Source organism: Bradyrhizobium sp. 17 (genome assembly GCF_023073515.1).
In the GTDB taxonomy this organism is placed as follows: domain Bacteria; phylum Pseudomonadota; class Alphaproteobacteria; order Rhizobiales; family Xanthobacteraceae; genus Bradyrhizobium; species Bradyrhizobium canariense_D.
The window spans coordinates 100412-117830 of sequence record NZ_JADPJQ010000119.1 but is presented as its reverse complement, the minus strand read 5'-3'; the positions used below and the strand labels follow the sequence as shown (position 1 = coordinate 117830).

At 64.0% G+C, this 17419-nt stretch carries 17 protein-coding genes and 1 pseudogene; 13 read left to right on the top strand and 5 right to left on the bottom strand.

Annotated features, from left to right (window positions below; translation table 11 throughout):
- The first annotated feature begins 2 nt into the window (after positions 1-2).
- The 11 genes and pseudogenes from IVB13_RS28100 to IVB13_RS28050 all read left to right on the top strand — a co-directional run bounded on the left by IVB13_RS28100 (position 3) and on the right by IVB13_RS28050 (position 12521).
- Entirely contained in the window at positions 3-1910 is a 1908-nt protein-coding gene (locus IVB13_RS28100; protein ID WP_018453809.1) for a M3 family oligoendopeptidase, read from the top strand.
- Between the two features lie 210 nt (positions 1911-2120).
- Positions 2121-5006, top strand: coding sequence for a cell division protein (locus IVB13_RS28095; protein ID WP_026232600.1), 2886 nt, complete (start codon positions 2121-2123; stop codon positions 5004-5006).
- Positions 5007-5191: 185 nt separating this feature from the next.
- On the top strand, positions 5192-5344 hold the full coding sequence (locus tag IVB13_RS28090) for an aa3-type cytochrome c oxidase subunit IV (protein WP_007596280.1): 153 nt from the start codon (positions 5192-5194) through the stop codon (positions 5342-5344).
- A gap of 137 nt (positions 5345-5481) precedes the next feature.
- Entirely contained in the window at positions 5482-6609 is a 1128-nt protein-coding gene (locus IVB13_RS28085; protein ID WP_018453811.1) for a Re/Si-specific NAD(P)(+) transhydrogenase subunit alpha, read from the top strand.
- A gap of 11 nt (positions 6610-6620) precedes the next feature.
- On the top strand, positions 6621-6938 hold the full coding sequence (locus IVB13_RS28080; RefSeq protein WP_018453812.1) for a proton-translocating transhydrogenase family protein: 318 nt from the start codon (positions 6621-6623) through the stop codon (positions 6936-6938).
- A gap of 42 nt (positions 6939-6980) precedes the next feature.
- The gene (locus tag IVB13_RS28075; protein WP_018453813.1) at positions 6981-8378 is read left to right on the top strand and encodes an NAD(P)(+) transhydrogenase (Re/Si-specific) subunit beta; all 1398 of its coding nucleotides are present in this window, start codon (positions 6981-6983) and stop codon (positions 8376-8378) included.
- 170 nt (positions 8379-8548) lie between these two features.
- Positions 8549-9346: an alpha/beta hydrolase gene (locus IVB13_RS28070; protein WP_018453814.1), complete on the top strand. Its 798-nt coding sequence runs from the start codon at positions 8549-8551 to the stop codon at positions 9344-9346.
- Entirely contained in the window at positions 9300-10781 is a 1482-nt protein-coding gene (locus IVB13_RS28065; RefSeq protein WP_026232601.1) for a sodium:proton antiporter, read from the top strand. Before IVB13_RS28070 ends, IVB13_RS28065 begins: the two co-directional genes overlap by 47 nt.
- A 110-nt stretch (positions 10782-10891) precedes the next feature.
- Positions 10892-11147, top strand: a pseudogene (locus tag IVB13_RS28060) (ionic transporter y4hA); the annotation flags it as partial.
- A gap of 34 nt (positions 11148-11181) precedes the next feature.
- Positions 11182-11466 carry a cupin domain-containing protein gene (locus IVB13_RS28055; RefSeq protein WP_018453817.1) on the top strand — a complete coding sequence of 95 codons (285 nt, stop codon included), beginning with the start codon at positions 11182-11184 and terminating at the stop codon, positions 11464-11466.
- A 92-nt stretch (positions 11467-11558) separates the two neighbouring features.
- A complete protein-coding gene (locus tag IVB13_RS28050) occupies positions 11559-12521 on the top strand; it encodes a hypothetical protein (RefSeq protein ID WP_018453818.1) in 963 nt (320 codons plus the stop codon).
- A gap of 27 nt (positions 12522-12548) precedes the next feature.
- On the opposite strand, the gene IVB13_RS28045 is transcribed toward IVB13_RS28050, so the two are convergent.
- Both IVB13_RS28045 and rpsU read right to left on the bottom strand, forming a co-directional pair.
- A complete protein-coding gene (locus IVB13_RS28045) occupies positions 12549-13199 on the bottom strand; it encodes a tetratricopeptide repeat protein (protein WP_026232602.1) in 651 nt (216 codons plus the stop codon).
- Positions 13200-13324: 125 nt separating this feature from the next.
- A complete protein-coding gene (gene rpsU, locus IVB13_RS28040; RefSeq protein WP_007614218.1) occupies positions 13325-13639 on the bottom strand; it encodes a 30S ribosomal protein S21 in 315 nt (104 codons plus the stop codon).
- Between the two features lie 260 nt (positions 13640-13899).
- Between rpsU and aqpZ the strand changes: the two genes are divergently transcribed.
- Positions 13900-14622, top strand: coding sequence for an aquaporin Z (aqpZ, locus tag IVB13_RS28035; protein WP_018453820.1), 723 nt, complete (start codon positions 13900-13902; stop codon positions 14620-14622).
- 36 nt (positions 14623-14658) lie between these two features.
- Here aqpZ and IVB13_RS28030 read toward each other — a convergent pair whose 3' ends face one another.
- Positions 14659-15765, bottom strand: coding sequence for a 5-(carboxyamino)imidazole ribonucleotide synthase (locus IVB13_RS28030; RefSeq protein WP_018453821.1), 1107 nt, complete (start codon positions 15763-15765; stop codon positions 14659-14661).
- The gene (gene purE, locus IVB13_RS28025; protein ID WP_007614214.1) at positions 15762-16250 is read right to left on the bottom strand and encodes a 5-(carboxyamino)imidazole ribonucleotide mutase; all 489 of its coding nucleotides are present in this window, start codon (positions 16248-16250) and stop codon (positions 15762-15764) included. Before purE ends, IVB13_RS28030 begins: the two co-directional genes overlap by 4 nt.
- Before the next feature lie 141 nt (positions 16251-16391).
- On the opposite strand from purE, the gene IVB13_RS28020 reads away from it, so the two are divergent.
- Entirely contained in the window at positions 16392-17153 is a 762-nt protein-coding gene (locus IVB13_RS28020; RefSeq protein WP_018453822.1) for a GGDEF domain-containing protein, read from the top strand.
- Here the strand turns inward: IVB13_RS28020 and IVB13_RS28015 are convergent, their stop codons facing one another.
- Positions 17154-17405 carry a hypothetical protein gene (locus tag IVB13_RS28015; RefSeq protein ID WP_007614211.1) on the bottom strand — a complete coding sequence of 84 codons (252 nt, stop codon included), beginning with the start codon at positions 17403-17405 and terminating at the stop codon, positions 17154-17156.
- Between the last annotated feature and the right edge of the window lie 14 nt (positions 17406-17419).

Sequence of the window (17419 nt, the reverse complement as noted above, 5' to 3'; positions counted from 1 at the left end):
CAATGAATTCGAGCTCCAAGCTTGCACTCAAAAAGTCTGCTCTCAAAAAGTCTGCTCTCCGCAAACCAGGCACCAAGCAATCGGTCATCAAGGCAAAGTCCTCCAGACCTTCACCCGCAAAGCCTGCGAGCAAGACCGGCAAGCTTCCGGAGTGGAACCTCGCCGACCTCTATTCCGGGATCGATGCGCCGGAAGTGGCGCGCGATCTCGCAAAGATGGATGCCGATTGCGTCGCGTTCGAGACGGACTACAAGGGCAAGCTCGCAACAGGAACAGCAAAGGAAGATGGCGGAAAATGGCTCGCAGAAGCCGTGCGACGCTATGAGGCGATCGACGACCTCGCCGGCCGGCTCGGCTCGTACGCTGGCCTCGTTCATGCCGGCGACAGCGTGGACCCCAAGATTTCAAAGTTTTACGGCGACGTTTCCGAGCGCCTGACGGCGGCATCGACGCATCTGCTGTTCTTCGCGCTCGAGCTCAACCGGATCGATGACGATATTTTGAACCGCGCGATGCAGGCCACCGAGCTCGCGCACTACCGTCCCTGGATCGAGGATCTACGCAAGGAGAAACCGTACCAGCTCGAGGACAAGCTCGAGCAGCTCTTCCTGGAGAAGGCGCAGACCGGCTATTCCGCCTTCAATCGGCTGTTCGACCAGACCATTTCGAGCCTGCGCTTCAAGGTCGGGCCCAAGGAGCTCGCGATCGAGCCGACGCTCAATCTGTTGCAGGACCGCGACGGCGCCAAGCGCAAGGCCGCGGCAGAGGCGCTCGCAAAGACCTTCAAGGCCAATGAGCGCACCTTTGCGCTGATCACCAACACTTTGGCCAAAGACAAGGACATCTCCGATAGCTGGCGCGGCTTCAAGGACGTCGCAGATTCCCGGCACCTGAACAACCGCGTCGAGCGCGAGGTGGTGGATGCGCTGGTCGCCTCGGTGCGCGCAGCCTATCCAAAATTGTCGCATCGCTACTACGCGCTGAAGGCACGCTGGTTCGGCAGGAAGCGCCTGGCCTATTGGGACCGCAACGCGCCGCTGCCTTTTGCTGCGACCGACGTGATCGGCTGGGGCGATGCGCGAAACATGGTGCTCTCCGCCTATCGCGGCTTCTCGCCCAAGATGGCTGATATCGCCGAGCGCTTCTTTGCCGACCGCTGGATCGACGCGCCGGTACGTCCGGGCAAGGCGCCGGGGGCCTTCTCGCATCCGACCACGCCGTCCGCGCACCCCTACGTGCTGATGAACTACCAGGGCAAGCCGCGCGACGTGATGACGCTCGCCCATGAGCTCGGCCATGGCGTGCATCAGGTGCTGGCGGCCAGGAACGGCGCGTTGATGGCGCCGACGCCGCTGACGCTGGCGGAGACCGCGAGCGTGTTCGGCGAGATGCTGACCTTCCGGCGGCTGCTGGCGCAGACCAGGAGCGCAAGGCAGCGCCAGGCGCTGCTCGCCGGCAAGGTCGAGGACATGATCAACACCGTGGTGCGGCAGATCGCGTTCTATTCCTTCGAGCGCGCGGTCCACACCGAACGCAAGAACGGCGAGCTCACCGCGACGCGGCTCGGCGAGATCTGGCTCTCGGTGCAGGGCGAGAGCCTTGGTCCGGCAATCGAGATCAAAGCGGGCTACGAGAACTACTGGATGTACATCCCGCACTTCATCCATTCGCCGTTCTACGTCTACGCCTATGCATTCGGCGATTGTCTCGTGAACTCGCTCTACGCCGTCTACGAGAACGCGGCCGAAGGCTTTGCCGAGCGCTATCTCGACATGCTCGCCGCCGGCGGCACCAAGCATTATTCCGAACTGCTGCGGCCGTTCGGGCTCGATGCCAAGGATCCAAAGTTCTGGGACGGCGGCCTGAGCGTCATCGCCGGCATGATCGACGAACTGGAAGCGATGGGCTGAGCCGAACCGCCTTCAGCGCTGCAGCGAGCAGGTCGGGTCGGCCGTCCGAGTGTCCCGTTGTTCCGACAACGGGGGAGGCGGGTTGTAAAGATCCCGCCATGCACATTGAACGTTTGTGCCCGGGACCGGACTAATTCTTGCAGGCGGGTTCGACCTGCAATGCAATCTGTGATCGTTGATCGTCGCGTGTGCTCGGCCAGGGAGGCGAACATGGCCAGGATCAGTGCCCCAGACCCCAAGGTGGAGCCGCCACGGGCTGTGGGGGAACAGCAGCTGTGGGGGACGCAGCACCGGAAGATCGTCAAGCGCGAGCTCGCAGCCATCAACAACCGCCGCCTAGCCCAGGGTATGGATCCCGTTGCATACCCTGGCGACGAAAAGGCGATCGACACGGTCGGCCTTGCGCTGTCAGGCGGCGGGATCCGATCCTCCGCAATCTGCCTCGGCGTCTTGCAGGCTTTCAATCACCACGGGCTCATCAAGCACATCGACTATCTGTCGACCGTATCGGGCGGCGGTTACACCGGCTGTTCGTTTACGGCGACCATGACGCGGGCGCAGAATTTCGTCTTCGGAAGCACGCCGACACCTGGAGCCGAGAGCGCAAATGAGATCAGTGACACGCCTGCGGTGGGCCATATCCGGAATTACTCGAACTATCTCGTTCCGGCCGGCGCGCGCGACCTGATCACCGGCGTCGCAATCGTCGTGCGTGGACTCGTTGCCAATCTGAGCCTGACGCTGCCGGTTGTACTGCTCGTTGCAGTGATCACGATCCTGTCCAACGCCGCACGCTCGTCACTCTATACGACCAATTTCTTCGGCCTGAGCGTCGACGACACCCACAATCTTGGTCCCCTCTCCAGCCTGGGATTGATGCCTGCCTTCTTTCTTGTCGGCCTTGTTGTCGCTTTGCTGCTTTTGTTGGTCGGGCGCCTTTTCAAAGTCGGGCGGCGCGAGCTGTTTCGGTACCTGGCCGGTCTTGCGTTTGCGATGGGTCTCATCTGTGCGATCGCCAGCTGCCTGAATGTCGATCACTTTGGCCTTTCGCTTGCAGCGGTCCTGCTCGGCCTTGCGCTTTTCTTTGGCTGGGCAGTGCTGCGATCGATTTCGTCGACCAAGGGAGGTGAATTCCGCGGCTATCCGTCGACGGTCGGCGCGACCTATCTCGTTCTGCTTGCCGCCATCTGCTTCTTCGAATTTCAGCCCTTCATGATCGCCCAGATGTTCGATGTCGCCGACGCTAACACGACTCAGTCCGGCGGCATCATTGGCGGCGTTGCAATCAAGTGGGTCCAATCGCTTGCGGCCATCACTGCGCCGGTTGCGGCGGCTGTCACGCTGTTCCGGCAGCAATTCGCCGACCTGCTGAAGGGCGCCGGCGCCTCGGACCTGGGATCACGCCTGCTCGCCCATGCGGCGAAAGCAGCCGTGCTTGTCGCGGGACTGGCGCTGCCCTTGCTGATCTGGGTCGGATATCTCTATCTTTGCTATTGGGGCATCGCGAACGACAAGACCCTCGACGCCGCCTACCGTCAATACCCCATGATCGAGGAGTGGGGAGCGGCTGGCGTGCAACCCGTGCCGCCCGCGGCCGGTGTCGATGTCAAGGGAAATGTCCAGTTTGACTCGGCGACCCGCAAGCTCTCGGCCGAAATCACCAATCGCGAAGCGAAGGTCGTCGTCTCCAAGCCGGTGGGGCCGATCTCGCACATTCCCGCATGGCTGTTTTCCGTTGCGTCATTGCAGTCCCCGGACAAATTCACTTGGTCGAAGTACCAGTTCGGCAACAGTGTCAGCTGGCGGATGATGCTGCTCTACTTCTTGTCGGGCTCGGCCATGTTCGGCCTGTCGTGGGTTCTCGGGCCGAATGCCAATTCGTTGCACCGGCTCTATCGTGATCGCCTCAGCAAGGCCTTCTTGTTCAATCCGCTCTATTACGCCGACGGGGAGCCGTCGCGGAACATGCCGAGCCTGGACCAGGGGAGGGATTTCCTTCCGCTCGACGAGGAGAAGCTGAGCGGTCTGTTACATCAGATGGTCTACGGGGTCGATCCAGCGGGAGCGATGACGGTCGCGACATCGAAAAAATGCAGCCTGGCCTCGCCATATCCCATCATCAACGCCGCGCTGAACATCCAAGGATCCGACTTCGCCAATCGGCGGGGACGGAACGCGGATTTCTTCATATTCTCGCCGCTGCACGTCGGCAGCGAGGCCACTGGCTATGCGAATACACCGGCATTCGAGAAGGTCGCGCCGGGCCTCGATCTTGCGACCGCGATGGCAATCTCCGGGGCCGCTGCTTCGTCGAACATGGGCTCGGGGTCGATCCGCTCGCTGACCCCGACCCTGGCGCTCCTCAACGTGCGCCTGGGGTACTGGTTGAAGAACCCGCGCTGGGTCTCGACAAAGGACAAGCCGCAGCACCACTCGACCCCTTTGTTTCTATGGTCTGAGATCTCGGGCCGGCTTTACGAGAATGCCGATGCGGTCTACCTGACGGACGGCGGACACATCGAGAATCTCGGTGTCTACGAGTTGTTGCGACGACGCTGCAAGGTGATCATCGCGGTTGACGCCGAAGCCGATGCACCCATGAATTTCTCATCCCTGGTGACGCTGCAGCGCTATGCGCGCATCGATCTCGGGATCATCATCGATCTGCCGTGGACGCCGATCCGCAACACCACGCTCGAGTGGATGAAGTGCAACGCAACCAAATCCCCGGCCCGGCGCACGGCGGGCGGACCGCACGTGGCGGTCGGCACCATCGACTACGGCTCGGGGGAAAAGGGGTACCTCGTGTACATCAAGTCGTCCCTGACCGGAGACGAGAACGACTACATCCGCGACTATGCACGCCGCAACGACACCTTCCCGCATGAAACCACCGGTGACCAGTTCTTCTCGGAGGAGCAGTTCGAGGTCTACCGCGCGCTGGGTTTCCACATGAGCCACGGTTTTCTCACCGAGGATGCCGGCGCGGATGCAATCGTCGTCAACGTTCCGGGAGAACGCTGCGCAAAGCGAAACTTCTGCGACAGCAAGGTGGAGCCGATCGGCGCAGTCCGCCGTGCGCTCGGCCTGCGCTGAGAGGCCTCGGCTCGTGGCATCGGAGACCGCCTCTGACGGGCGGATCACCGGTCTGAGCCGAATTCCCGCCCATTGGAATTCCAAATGACCTGATTTGCCGGGAAACCGCGCCTCCGTGCCGTTGCCCTGCCCGGAAGTTTGCGGTATCCCAGCCACGAAATTCGACTTTCGACTGGGGACAATTCATGGCTGACCATAGCGAAGTGGCGTACAGCACCGCCGACGGCAACGACTACGTTGCCCACGAGCAGACCTACGAGGGCTTCATCAAGCTGGTGAAGTACGGCACGGTCTCGGTCGCGCTTATCGTGATCCTGATGGCGATCTTCCTGACCTGATTCATCCCCTGCAGCACCGCCAGTGTCGTCGGTGCCTATAAAATTTGCAATCAAGCCGGATTGAAAACCGGTATCCAACGTTGCGGGAGTAACGCTAAGTTCGCGTGCGCGCTTCTTCCCGCGTCGCCGGAGGGCCTATGAAGATCGCCGTTGCCAAGGAAATCGATCCGTCGGAGCCGCGGGTCGCCGCTTCGCCGGATACGGTGAAGAAGTTCAAGGCGTTGGGCGCCGAGATCGCCGTCGAGCCGGGCGCCGGCCTCAAGTCGGGCCTGCCGGACTCCGAATTCACCGCCGTGGGCGCCACCGTCAGCGCCGACGCGCTGAAGGACGCCGACATCATCATCAAGGTGAAGCGCCCTGAAGCCTCCGAGTTGGCGCAGTACAAGCGCGGCGCGCTCGTCATCGCCATCATGGACCCCTACGGCAACGAGGCCGCGCTGAAGACGATCGCCGATGCCGGTGTCTCCGCCTTCGCGATGGAATTGATGCCGCGCATCACGCGCGCGCAGGTGATGGACGTGCTGTCCTCGCAGGCCAACCTCGCCGGCTACCGCGCCGTGATCGAGGGCGCCGAGGCCTTCGGACGCGCCTTCCCGATGATGATGACCGCGGCCGGCACGGTGCCCGCCGCCAAAGTGTTCGTGATGGGCGTCGGCGTCGCCGGCCTCCAGGCGATCGCGACCGCACGCCGTCTCGGCGCCGTCGTCACCGCGACCGACGTCCGGCCCGCCACCAAGGAGCAGGTCGAATCGCTCGGTGCAAAATTCCTCGCCGTCGAGGACGAGGAATTCAAGAACGCGCAGACCGCCGGCGGCTACGCCAAGGAAATGTCCAAGGAATACCAGGCCAAGCAGGCCGCGCTCACCGCCGAGCACATCAAGAAGCAGGACATCGTGATCACCACCGCGCTGATTCCGGGCCGGCCGGCGCCGAGGCTCGTCACGGCTGACATGGTCAAGTCGATGAAGCCGGGATCAGTGCTGGTCGATCTCGCCGTCGAGCGCGGCGGCAATGTCGAAGGCGTCAAGGCGGGCGAGGTCGCTGATGTCGGTGGCATCAAGATCGTCGGCTACACCAACGTCGCCGGCCGCGTCGCGGCGTCGGCCTCCAGCCTCTACGCGCGCAATTTGTTCAACTTCATCGAAACGATGGTCGACAAGACCAGCAAGGCGCTGGCCGTGAACTGGGACGACGAGCTCGTCAAAGCGACCGCGCTGACCAGGGACGGCGCCGTCATCCACCCGAACTTCCAGCCGAAAGCGTAAGGAGAGCCGCCATGGAGCATGTTGCACAGGTCGTCGACCCCTTCGTCTTCCGGCTGTCGATCTTCGTTCTCGCCGTCTTCGTCGGCTATTTCGTGGTGTGGTCGGTGACCCCGGCGCTGCATACGCCGCTGATGAGTGTGACCAATGCGATCTCCTCGGTGATCGTGGTCGGTGCGCTGCTCGCGGTCGGGGTCGGCATGATCTCGAGCGGCTCGGGCTGGGCGCGCGGCTTCGGCTTCATCGCGCTCATTTTCGCCTGCGTGAATATCTTCGGCGGCTTCCTTGTCACCCAGCGCATGCTGGCGATGTACAAGAAGAAGGTGAAGTGAGCGGCGTTCACCTCGGGGTGACAAAGACAAAGGGGACCTGAGATGAACGCCAATCTGGCTGCAGTTCTGTATCTCGTGGCAGGTGTGCTGTTCATCCTGTCGCTGCGCGGGCTGTCCAGCCCCGCCACATCGCGGCAGGGTAATTTCTTCGGCATGATCGGCATGGCGATCGCGGTCGCCACCACGCTGGCCAGCCATCCGCCGGCGGACGGCCTCGCCTGGATCCTCGTGATCCTTGGCATCGCGATCGGCGGCAGCGTCGGCGCAGTGATTGCCCGCCGGGTGCCGATGACCTCAATGCCGGAACTGGTCGCCGCGTTCCATTCGCTGGTCGGCATGGCCGCGGTGCTGGTCGCGGCCGGTGCGTTCTACGCGCCGGAGGCCTTCGACATCGGCAGCCCCGGCAACATCCATCCGCAGAGCCTGGTCGAGATGTCGCTCGGCGTCGCCATCGGCGCGCTGACCTTCACCGGCTCGGTGATCGCGTTCCTGAAGCTGTCCGCGCGCATGAGCGGTGCGCCGATCATCCTGCCGTTCCGCCACATCATCAACATTGCGCTCGCGATCGCGCTCGTCGTCTTCATCGTCGGGCTGGTCATGACGGGCAGCGCGCTCGACTTCTGGCTGATCGTCATCATCGCGCTGGCGCTCGGCGTCCTCATGATCATCCCGATCGGCGGCGCCGACATGCCGGTCGTGATTTCGATGCTTAACTCGTACTCGGGCTGGGCCGCGGCCGGCATCGGCTTCACCCTCGGCAATTCCGCGCTGATCATCACCGGCGCGCTGGTGGGATCAAGCGGCGCGATCCTGTCCTACATCATGTGCCACGCGATGAACCGCTCCTTCATCTCGGTCATTCTCGGCGGCTTCGGCGGCGAGACCGCGGCGGCCGGCGGTGGCGGCGGCGAGCAGAAGCCGGCCAAGCTCGGCTCGGCCGACGACGCAGCCTTCATCATGAAGAACGCGCAGAAGGTCATCATCGTGCCCGGCTATGGCATGGCGGTGGCACAGGCTCAGCATGCGCTGCGTGAAATGGGCGACATCCTGAAGAAAGAAGGCGTCGAGGTGAAATACGCCATTCACCCGGTCGCCGGCCGCATGCCCGGCCACATGAACGTGCTGCTGGCCGAGGCCAACGTGCCCTATGACGAGGTGTTCGAGCTCGAGGACATCAACTCCGAATTCGCGCAGGCCGATATCGCCTTCGTGATCGGCGCCAACGACGTCACCAATCCGGCGGCCGAAGAGGACAAGACCTCGCCGATCTACGGCATGCCGGTGCTCCAGGTCTGGAAGGCCGGCACCGTGATGTTCATCAAGCGCTCGCTCGCTTCCGGCTATGCCGGCATCGACAATCCGCTGTTCTATCGCGACAACACCATGATGCTGCTCGGCGACGCCAAGAAGGTCACCGAGAACATCGTCAAGGCGATGTAGCGCGGAGGCAAGCGGGCCATTGCCAATGCGACGCGCGAGCAGCGCGTCGCGTGGCACACCGCTCACCAGGCGGCGTGCGGCTGCCGTGACGTTCCGGCCCGCCTCGGGCGATGTCATGAAATTGCTGCCGAGCCGGTGCAAACCCTGAACAGGGGCCGGGTCGCGTCATCATGACCATCGTCAAATGGATCGCCATCCTGCTCGTGACCGTCTATTGCGCCGGTCTCCTCGTGCTGTATGTCAGGCAGCGCGAGATGCTGTTTCCGATCCCGCCCGTCGGTCGCACCACGCCGGACGCCGCAGGCTTCCCCGAGGCCGAAGAGCACGTCCTGACTACCTCCGATGGCGAGAATGTCATCGTCTGGCACGTGCCGGCGAAGCCAGGCCGCCCCGTGATCCTGTATTTTCCGGGCAATGGCGATTATCTCGCTGGTCGCGTCAGCCGCCTCAAGGCCATGACGGCGGACGGCACCGGCCTGGTCGCGCTGTCCTATCGCGGCTATGCCGGCTCGAGCGGGGCGCCGAGCGAGGCGGGCCTGCTGCGCGATGCCGCGGCCGCCTACGCCTTCACCACCGCGCGCTACGCGGCGGAGCGAATCGTCGCGTGGGGCTTTTCGCTCGGGACCGGCGTGGCGGTCGCGATCGCCTCGGAGCATCGTGTTGGAAAACTCATCCTGGAAGCGCCCTATACATCGACGGCCGATATTGCAGCTTCATCGTTCTGGTACGTTCCGGTCCGCCTGCTGATGCGAGATCCATTTCATTCCGACGAGCGCATCCCGCGCGTCACTGTGCCGCTATTGGTGATGCATGGCACCGATGACCTTGCCATTTCCATCGTGTTCGGAGAGCGTCTGTTCGCGCTTGCGCACGAACCGAAGGAGTTCGTTCGCTTTGCGGGCGGTGGACACGACAATCTCGATGCGTTCGGTGCGATTGAAACGGCGAGGCACTTCATTGCTTTCTAGACGGCTTGTCGTTCGGCGCGCGAGCGGGTTCATCGCCGCGATCCTCGTCGTGTTGTTGCCACAGCACGCATGGGCGGCGACCGGGCTCGACGGCGCGGCGATGCGCTGGCCGTATGCGCTGCCCTTTGCCGGCCTCCTGCTGTCGATCGCTCTCGGGCCGCTGCTGTTTGCAAAAGTCTGGCACCATCATTACGGCAAGATCGCCGCGGCCTGGTCGCTGCTGGCACTCGCCTCGCTCGTCATCCTGGCCGGGAGCATGGCGACGTTGGCGGCGCTCGTTCACGCCATGCTCGCCGAATATCTCGGCTTCATCGTGCTGCTGTTCTCGCTCTATGTCGTGGCTGGCGGCATTCTCGTGACGGGCGACATCAAGGCGACGTCGGCATCAAATGCCGGCATCCTCGCGCTCGGTACGGTGATGGCGAGTGTCGTCGGCACCACGGGGGCGGCCATGATCCTGATCCGCCCTCTGATCCGCGCCAACCGACCGCGGCGCTACAACGCCCATGTCGTCATCTTCTTCATCATCCTGGTCGCCAATGTCGGTGGCGCGCTGAGCCCGCTCGGCGATCCCCCGCTGTTCGTCGGCTTCCTGCATGGTGTCGACTTCTTCTGGACCACGCGGACCATCTGGCTGCAGACGGCGATCGTTGCCGGACTGCTGCTCGCGATCTTCGTCGTCATCGACGTCTGGCGCTTCCGCAGCGAACCCTTGCTCGGCGCCGCCGGCGCCGCGAAGCCGGTCCGCATCCGCGGCCTCGTCAACCTGGTGCTGATTGCAGCCATCGTCGCGAGCCTGCTGGCCTCGGCGATGTGGAAGCCCGGCATCGCTTTCGACATTCTCGGAACCAGGCTGGAGCTGGAAGATATCGCCCGCAACGCGGCGCTGCTGGCCATAGCGGGCCTGTCGGTGTGGTTGACGCCGGACGAGCACCGGCAGGCCAACGGCTTCACCTGGGAGCCGATCCGCGAAGTCGCAAAGCTGTTCGCCGGCATTTTCATCGCGATCATCCCGGTCATCGCCATGCTCGATGCCGGCCATCACGGCGCGTTCGCCTGGCTGTTGTCGGCCGTGACCGCTCCGGACGGCACGCCGCGCGAGGTTGCCTATTTCTGGTTCACCGGTCTGATGTCGGCGTTCCTCGACAATGCGCCGACCTATCTGTTGTTCTTCGAGCTCGCCGGCGGCGACCCGCAGATGCTGATGCACGAACTCTCGGGCACGCTCGCCTCCATCTCCATGGGCGCAGTCTACATGGGCGCGCTTACCTATATCGGCAATGCGCCGAATTTCATGGTGAGCAGCATCGCCAGCGAGAACGGCATCGAGATGCCGAGCTTCTTCGGTTATTTCCTGCGCGCCAGCGCGGTGCTGATCCCGCTGTTCGTGCTGCTGACGCTGCTGCCGTTCGCTCCGATCCTGCGCTGGCATTGAATCTGCCGCGCGATTGCTACTGCTCGGCTGAGACAATTGGAGCCGATGGATGAGCGCGCACAATCCGACGCCTCGATCGGCCTGGATCTTTCCGGCGCTGGCCGTGCGAGGCGCATCTGTCGGGCCGGGCCTTGGTGCTCAGCGTCGTGCTGCCGCTGATTGCGCTGCTGGCGGTCGTGTTGCTGTCCAAGAAATTCTCGCTGGTGGTCGATGCCGTCGCGGCCAGGATCGGCGCGCCGCCTGCCTTTGCTCCTGACCTTCTTCCTGAGCATGCTGACCTTCGGTACGGGCAGGACCAATGTCCTGTTCGGGCTGGTCCATAAGGTGGTATTTGCCGTCTACGTGTTCGTGGTTTTCGTGCCCTGAACCGGTTTTCCGGATATGCCCCAGGAGAGTTCCGATGCTTGCCGCCGAGTCCGAGGTTCAGGTCGACAATGAGCAGGTTCGGGTGACCGAGTGGCGGCTCGCGCCAAACAGCGCCACCGGGCATCACACCCATGGCATGGACTACGTCATTGTTCCCGTGGTCGGAGGGGAAATGACCATCGTGGCGCCCGATGGCGAGCGGTCCAAAGCACAGCTTGCGGCCGGGAAATCCTATTTTCGCAAGGCCGGCGTCCAGCACGACGTGCTTAACGAAACCGCAACCGAGATCGTGTTCCTTGAGGTTGAGCTGAAGTCGTAAGTCCGGCGTACCCCTTTGCCATTGATCCGTCGCAGTTGATCCCTCACTATGCCTCAAAGTTCCCGCATCAGATCGCGCGGGGAGTGGCCGGAATGCTGAAATACATCGCTAAAATCTCGATGGACATCTTCCCCTCGGTGCTCGCAACGATCATCGGGGCGTATATCGTTAATCATTACATCAACGCCAAGCCGGCGGCGGATGCGCCCGCGGCCGTGACGGCGCCCGCCGAGGCCGGCAAGAACGGCAAGCCCGCCGATGTGGCCAACCTCCCCGCGCCCGGCGTCAAGGCCAAGGGCATCTCCGAGAAGAACGTGACGGACAAGCCGGCGGCCGAGAAGGCTGCCGATCATCCGGGCGCGGAGTCGAAGACCTCGACGGCGGACGTGGCACCGGCCGAGGCCGCCCCGCGCGGCAAGCCGTCCGGTCGCGAGAAGGCAGTCGCCAAGTCCACGCCGGCCGTCAGTGCAGCCGCTCCCGCCGCCCCGGTGGTGGAGGCCAATTCGGCGCCCGCTGCTGCCGCGCCGGCCGCAACCCCCGACGCCAACGATCTCGTGCGCGCCGCGATCGAGCGCCTGCGCAAGTCGCCTGAGAGCAAAGCGGCTGAGGCCAAAGCTTCCGACACAAAGGCTGCCGACACAAAGGCTTCCGACAATAAGTCTTCCGAGACCAAGGCGCCCGAGAAGACTCAGGAGCCTGCGGTGCGTGAAGCCGCCCGCACTCCGGAGGCCCCGCGTATCATTCCCGTGGATACGTCATCGGTGCGTCCGTTGCCGCCGCCGATCACGGTCTCGACACCCGCAGCCGAGGCCTATGGCAATGGCGGCTCGTCGCAGCCGAGCCCGCCCTACACGGCGTCGGTCGGCAACGAGAACCCGAATCGGCTGACGCCGCCGGCTGATATTCCGGTCCCGATGATTGCGCCCCCGCTCGATCTGCGCGCCGATGCCGGCGCGTCGATGCCGCGGCCGAAGACCAATGTCGCCGACGACATGCTGTCGGGCGTTAAGTCCATGTTCCACTCCGTTCTGCCGAAGAGCGTCACCCCGGATTAAGACGGCGCCCGCGCTGCGCCAGACTCGTCAGCCGCCGACGCGGGCGAGGCCGCTGCGGGCGGCGTCGTCGCGTGGGCGAAGCGAGACCGCCTTGGTGTAGGACGCCGCCGCCTTGGTCCTGTCGCCCAGCCGTTCATAGGCTTGCCCGCGTATGGTCCAGACTTGGGCATTGTGGGGATCGGCCTCGGAAGCCTCATCCAGATCGGCCGCGGCCTCCTTGACCTTGCCGACGGCGAGATAACTGGTGGCGCGGCCGAGCAGCGGCTCGACCTTCTGCGGGTTAAGGCCGCTCGCGGCACTGAAATCGGCGATGGCGAAGTCGTGCTGGTTCTTGCCCTGGTAGATCAGGGCGCGGCCATAGAGCGCCTGCGCGTTGTACGGATCGAGTCCGACCGCGTGATTGAATTCATCGAGCGCGGCCGCCGTCTCGCCGGACTTTGCCAGAGCCTGGGCCTTTGCCGTATGGGCTTGGGCTTCGCTGACATTGCCGGCGCTGACCACGTTCTCAGCGGTCGTGGCCGCCTTGGGTGCCTCCTGCGGCTTCTCCTTCTCCGGCGTCAGCGACCCCAGGTCGAAGGAGCAGCCGCATAGCGAAATCCCCATCAAGGCCAGCGCAAACGGCTGCTGCAAGATCTGCCGTAGCCGCGCCAAGCCGCGCTTGGGGAGAGGGGAGGCCATCTACGGTTCGCTCGCGCTAGTGCCGCATCGGTAGTGCCCCATCCCAGCAAGGCACCGCTCACAAAACAATAACGCGGGCCAGGGGCCCGCGTCATCGAAAACTGAAATCTCTCAAGTCGGGTAAATCAGCGCGGTCCGCGCGGACCAGCACTTGCACCTGCGCCTGCACCCGGGCCGCCGCGACCGCCACGATCACCGCCGGGGCCAGCACCGAACACCGGCTTCGGCTTCATCGGCAGCAGGCCTTCGCGCTGCAGCTTCTTGCGGGCCAGCTTGCGTGCGCGACGCACGGCTTCGGCCTTTTCACGGGCCTTCTTCTCGGAGGGCTTTTCGTAGTGACCGCGGAGCTTCATCTCGCGGAAAATACCCTCGCGCTGCATCTTCTTCTTCAGCGCCTTGAGGGCTTGATCGACATTGTTATCGCGAACGAGAACCTGCACGCGGCATCCTCTTCAGTGGATCGGATTTGAATTCTGGTAAGTCAAAGGGGATGGCGAAACGCACAAGCCCTTAACCTTGAGGGCGCGGATGTATCAGACAAAACTTGGGATGTCCACCGGCCAAGCGGGTTTTCGGGCCAAGTTCAGCCATTAAATGAGGCAAAATACCTCTGTGCGGCCCTGATTTGGGAGATTTGACGCCAAGGGTGGGGCCGTTTCCGGAGCTTTGTTCCGGAATCTTTGAAAGCAGGGGACGACACATGGATATGAAGAAATACGCGGCCGAAGCTATCGGTACCTTTTGGCTCACATTCGCAGGTTGCGGAAGTGCGGTGATCGCAGCCGGCTTTCCGCAGGTTGGCATCGGTCTGGTCGGTGTCTCCCTCGCGTTCGGACTGAGCGTGGTCACAATGGCCTATGCGATCGGCCACATCTCAGGCTGTCATCTCAATCCGGCCGTCACTGTCGGTCTTGCCGCCGGCGGACGTTTTCCGGCCGGACAGATCCTGCCTTATGTGATTGCGCAGGTCGCCGGCGCGATCGTGGCCGCGTGGCTGCTCTACGTCATCGCAAGCGGAGCTCCCGGCTTCGACGTCAGCAAGGGGTTCGCGTCCAACGGGTACGATGCCCATTCTCCCGGCCAGTACAGCATGATCGTGTGCTTCCTCACCGAGGTGGTCATGACCATGATGTTCCTGTTCATCATCATGGGCGCGACTCACGGCCGCGCGCCCGCCGGCTTTGCGCCGCTGGCGATCGGGCTCGCGCTGGTGATGATCCATCTCGTCAGCATCCCCGTCACCAACACCTCCGTGAACCCGGCGCGTAGCACGGGGCCCGCGCTGTTCGTCGGCGGCTGGGCGCTGTCGCAGCTCTGGTTGTTCTGGGTTGCGCCACTGATCGGCGGCGCGCTGGGCGGGGTGATCTATCGTTGGCTCAGCGAAGAGCCCACTGGCGTCGTCGCGGGCGCGAAGACGGCATAACTGCAAAGCGGGATCGCGGCATGCGCCGCGGTCCCGTTATTTGCCGGTCGTGGGTCGCACTTCGGTGACATGTCCCATCTTGCGGCCCGGACGCGGCGCGCCCTTGCCGTAGATGTGCACCGTTGCGCCCGCGACGCTCAGCCACTTGTCATATTCGTTGATCTCGTCGCCGATCAGATTGGTCATGGTGACGACTTCGCCGTGGCGCACGGGCTTGCCGAGGGGCCAGCCGGCAATGGCGCGGATGTGCTGCTCGAACTGCGAGACGGACGCACCGTCGAGCGTCCAATGTCCGGAATTGTGCACGCGCGGAGCGATCTCGTTGACCAGCACCTTGGGTCCGGTGCCGTTGGCGAGCACGAACATCTCGACGGCAAGCACGCCGACATAATCGAGCGCGCCCGCGATCTTGCCGGCGATACTGCGCGCTTCCTCGGCGAGCACGTCCGGGATCCGGGCGGGCGCACGGGAGATCTTCAGGATGTGGTCGCGGTGCTCGTTTTCGGTGACGTCGAAACACTCGACCTGGCCCGTGGCCGAGCGGGCGGCGATCACGGAAATCTCACGCTCGTACGGCACGAAGGCTTCCAGGATGGCCGATTTGGTGGCGAGACTGGTCCACACTTTCGCGACGTCGTCGCCCTCGCGGATGATGGCCTGGCCCTTGCCGTCATAGCCGAAGCGACGGGTCTTCAGCACCGCCGGAAGGCCGATCCTGGCGATCGCCTCGCGCAATGACGGGACCGAGGTGACGTCGGCGTAGGCTGCGGTGCCGATGCCCAGCCGCGTCACGAAATCCTTCTCGGCGAGCCGGTCCTGGGTGGTCTCGAGGATCTTGCGGTTGGGCAGCACCGGGCGGCGCGCATCCAGCACCATCGCGGCCGCGGACGGCACGTTCTCAAATTCGTAGGTGATGACGTCGACGTCGTTGGCGAACAGCTCGAGTGCTTCGACATCGGCATATTCGGCGCAGGTCGCATTCAGGACGACGTCGAAGGCCGGTGAGTCCGGATCGGGCGAGAACACCTGGCAGCGCAGGCCAAGCCGGGCCGCCGCCATGGCCAGCATCCGCCCCAATTGTCCGCCGCCGAGGATGCCAATGGTGTCGCCGGGCTTCAGCTTCACCTGCTTTGCGTCAGTCACGCCTTGTCCTCCGGGCGCTCGGCCACGGCCTCGGTCTGCGCCTTGCGCCAGGCGGCGAGGCGATCGGACAAGGCCGGGTCGGACAAGGCCAGCACGGCCGCCGCCAGCAACGCCGCATTGATGGCGCCCGCCTTGCCGATGGCGAGGGTGCCGACCGGGATGCCTGCGGGCATCTGGACGATCGAATAGAGCGAATCGATGCCCTTGAGCGTCCTGGATTCGATGGGGACGCCGAACACGGGCAATTCCGTCAGAGCCGCCGCCATGCCGGGCAGGTGGGCTGCGCCACCCGCGCCGGCGATGATGACCTTGTAACCAGCCGTCTTGGCGCCTTTGGCGAACGTAAACAGCCGGTCGGGGGTGCGGTGGGCCGAAACGATGCGGGTGTCGGCGGCAACGCCGAGCCCTGCGAGCGTGTCGGCGGCATGCCGCATCGTGTCCCAGTCCGACTGGCTTCCCATGATGATGGCGATCGGCGCGGTCATGACGTGAATTGTTCTCGAAAAACAGAAAGATAGGCCAGACTAAAGGTTCCGGCCGGTGGCTCGCAAGGCGGTGGCAAGGAGAAGGGAATGAACTATCCTGTCTTGGTGAATCCCCGCAAGCCTTCATTGAGCAGGATGCCCATGAAGAAACCAAAAAGGGCAAGCGCTGCGAAGGCCAAAAAGGGCCCGAAGCCCAGTGCCGGCCGCTCCAAAGTTGCTCTCAAGCGTCCGGCCAAGCGTCGGATCAAGGGTCCGGCGCGGCGTCCGACCAGGCCGTCGCAGCGGGCAGCGTCTGCCGATGACGGGGCCAAAGCGGCCATCGAGCCGGCCATCAACGCGACCATCCGCGAGCTCCGGAGCAAGCTCAGGGGGGCGCTGCGGCGGGTCGCGGAGCTCGAGGCGGCTGCCGACACCGATTTCCTGCTCGAAATTCCGAACCGGCGCGGCTTCGAACGCGAGCTCGCCCGCGCCGTCGCCTACATGAAGCGCTACCGCGCCAGCGGGGCGCTGATCGTGCTCGACGTCGATCGGTTGAAGCCGATCAACGATTCCTTCGGCCATGCGGCCGGCGACGAGGTCCTGAAGGCGATTGCCACCACGCTGACGCGGCAGATCCGCGCTTCGGACGTGGTCGGCCGGCTCGGCGGCGACGAGTTCGCGCTGCTGCTCTGGAATCTCAGCGAGACCGACGCCAAGGCGAAGGCCGCGGCTTTCGAGCAGGCCATCGACGAATTGTCCTTTGTCTTTCGCGGCCAGCACGTGAGCGCGGGCGCTTCCGCCGGCGTCGCCCTGCTCGGAGTGCAATCCGACGCCACGCGCGCCCTGGAGGAGGCCGATGCCGCGATGTATGTGCGCAAGGCGCACCGGCGGCACGAGCCGCACATCAGGCTCGTCAGCAGCTAGTTAAAGCGTGCCGAGGTCTTTCGGTACGTCGCCGAAGCTGCGGAGCAGTTTTGCGTCCCCGAATTCGCCGGTCATGGGATCGCCGCTGCGGCTGAACGCGACCGCGCCGGTGTGGCCGGCGCCGTGCGACATAATCTCGGCGCGCCGTAGCGCGGCCGCCGCGCTCTGGCATTCCTCGGCCGCACCCGCGACCGGCGATCCGTCCTCGTCGGTCAGGAAAGGTAATGCAACGTAATAGGTGACATCGGACATGGTCGGCTCCGATA

Bases quoted from the DNA above. Each gene is read 5' to 3' on its own strand.
- IVB13_RS28100 (WP_018453809.1), top strand. From the start codon at position 3: ATGAATTCGAGCTCCAAGCTTGCACTCAAAAAGTCTGCTCTCAAAAAG.
- IVB13_RS28095 (WP_026232600.1), top strand. From the start codon at position 2,121: ATGGCCAGGATCAGTGCCCCAGACCCCAAGGTGGAGCCGCCACGGGCT.
- IVB13_RS28090 (WP_007596280.1), top strand. From the start codon at position 5,192: ATGGCTGACCATAGCGAAGTGGCGTACAGCACCGCCGACGGCAACGAC.
- IVB13_RS28085 (WP_018453811.1), top strand. From the start codon at position 5,482: ATGAAGATCGCCGTTGCCAAGGAAATCGATCCGTCGGAGCCGCGGGTC.
- IVB13_RS28080 (WP_018453812.1), top strand. From the start codon at position 6,621: ATGGAGCATGTTGCACAGGTCGTCGACCCCTTCGTCTTCCGGCTGTCG.
- IVB13_RS28075 (WP_018453813.1), top strand. From the start codon at position 6,981: ATGAACGCCAATCTGGCTGCAGTTCTGTATCTCGTGGCAGGTGTGCTG.
- IVB13_RS28070 (WP_018453814.1), top strand. From the start codon at position 8,549: ATGACCATCGTCAAATGGATCGCCATCCTGCTCGTGACCGTCTATTGC.
- IVB13_RS28065 (WP_026232601.1), top strand. From the start codon at position 9,300: ATGCGTTCGGTGCGATTGAAACGGCGAGGCACTTCATTGCTTTCTAGA.
- IVB13_RS28055 (WP_018453817.1), top strand. From the start codon at position 11,182: ATGCTTGCCGCCGAGTCCGAGGTTCAGGTCGACAATGAGCAGGTTCGG.
- IVB13_RS28050 (WP_018453818.1), top strand. From the start codon at position 11,559: ATGCTGAAATACATCGCTAAAATCTCGATGGACATCTTCCCCTCGGTG.
- IVB13_RS28045 (WP_026232602.1), bottom strand. From the start codon at position 13,199: ATGGCCTCCCCTCTCCCCAAGCGCGGCTTGGCGCGGCTACGGCAGATC.
- aqpZ (WP_018453820.1), top strand. From the start codon at position 13,900: ATGGATATGAAGAAATACGCGGCCGAAGCTATCGGTACCTTTTGGCTC.
- purE (WP_007614214.1), bottom strand. From the start codon at position 16,250: ATGACCGCGCCGATCGCCATCATCATGGGAAGCCAGTCGGACTGGGAC.
- IVB13_RS28020 (WP_018453822.1), top strand. From the start codon at position 16,392: ATGAAGAAACCAAAAAGGGCAAGCGCTGCGAAGGCCAAAAAGGGCCCG.
- IVB13_RS28015 (WP_007614211.1), bottom strand. From the start codon at position 17,405: ATGTCCGATGTCACCTATTACGTTGCATTACCTTTCCTGACCGACGAG.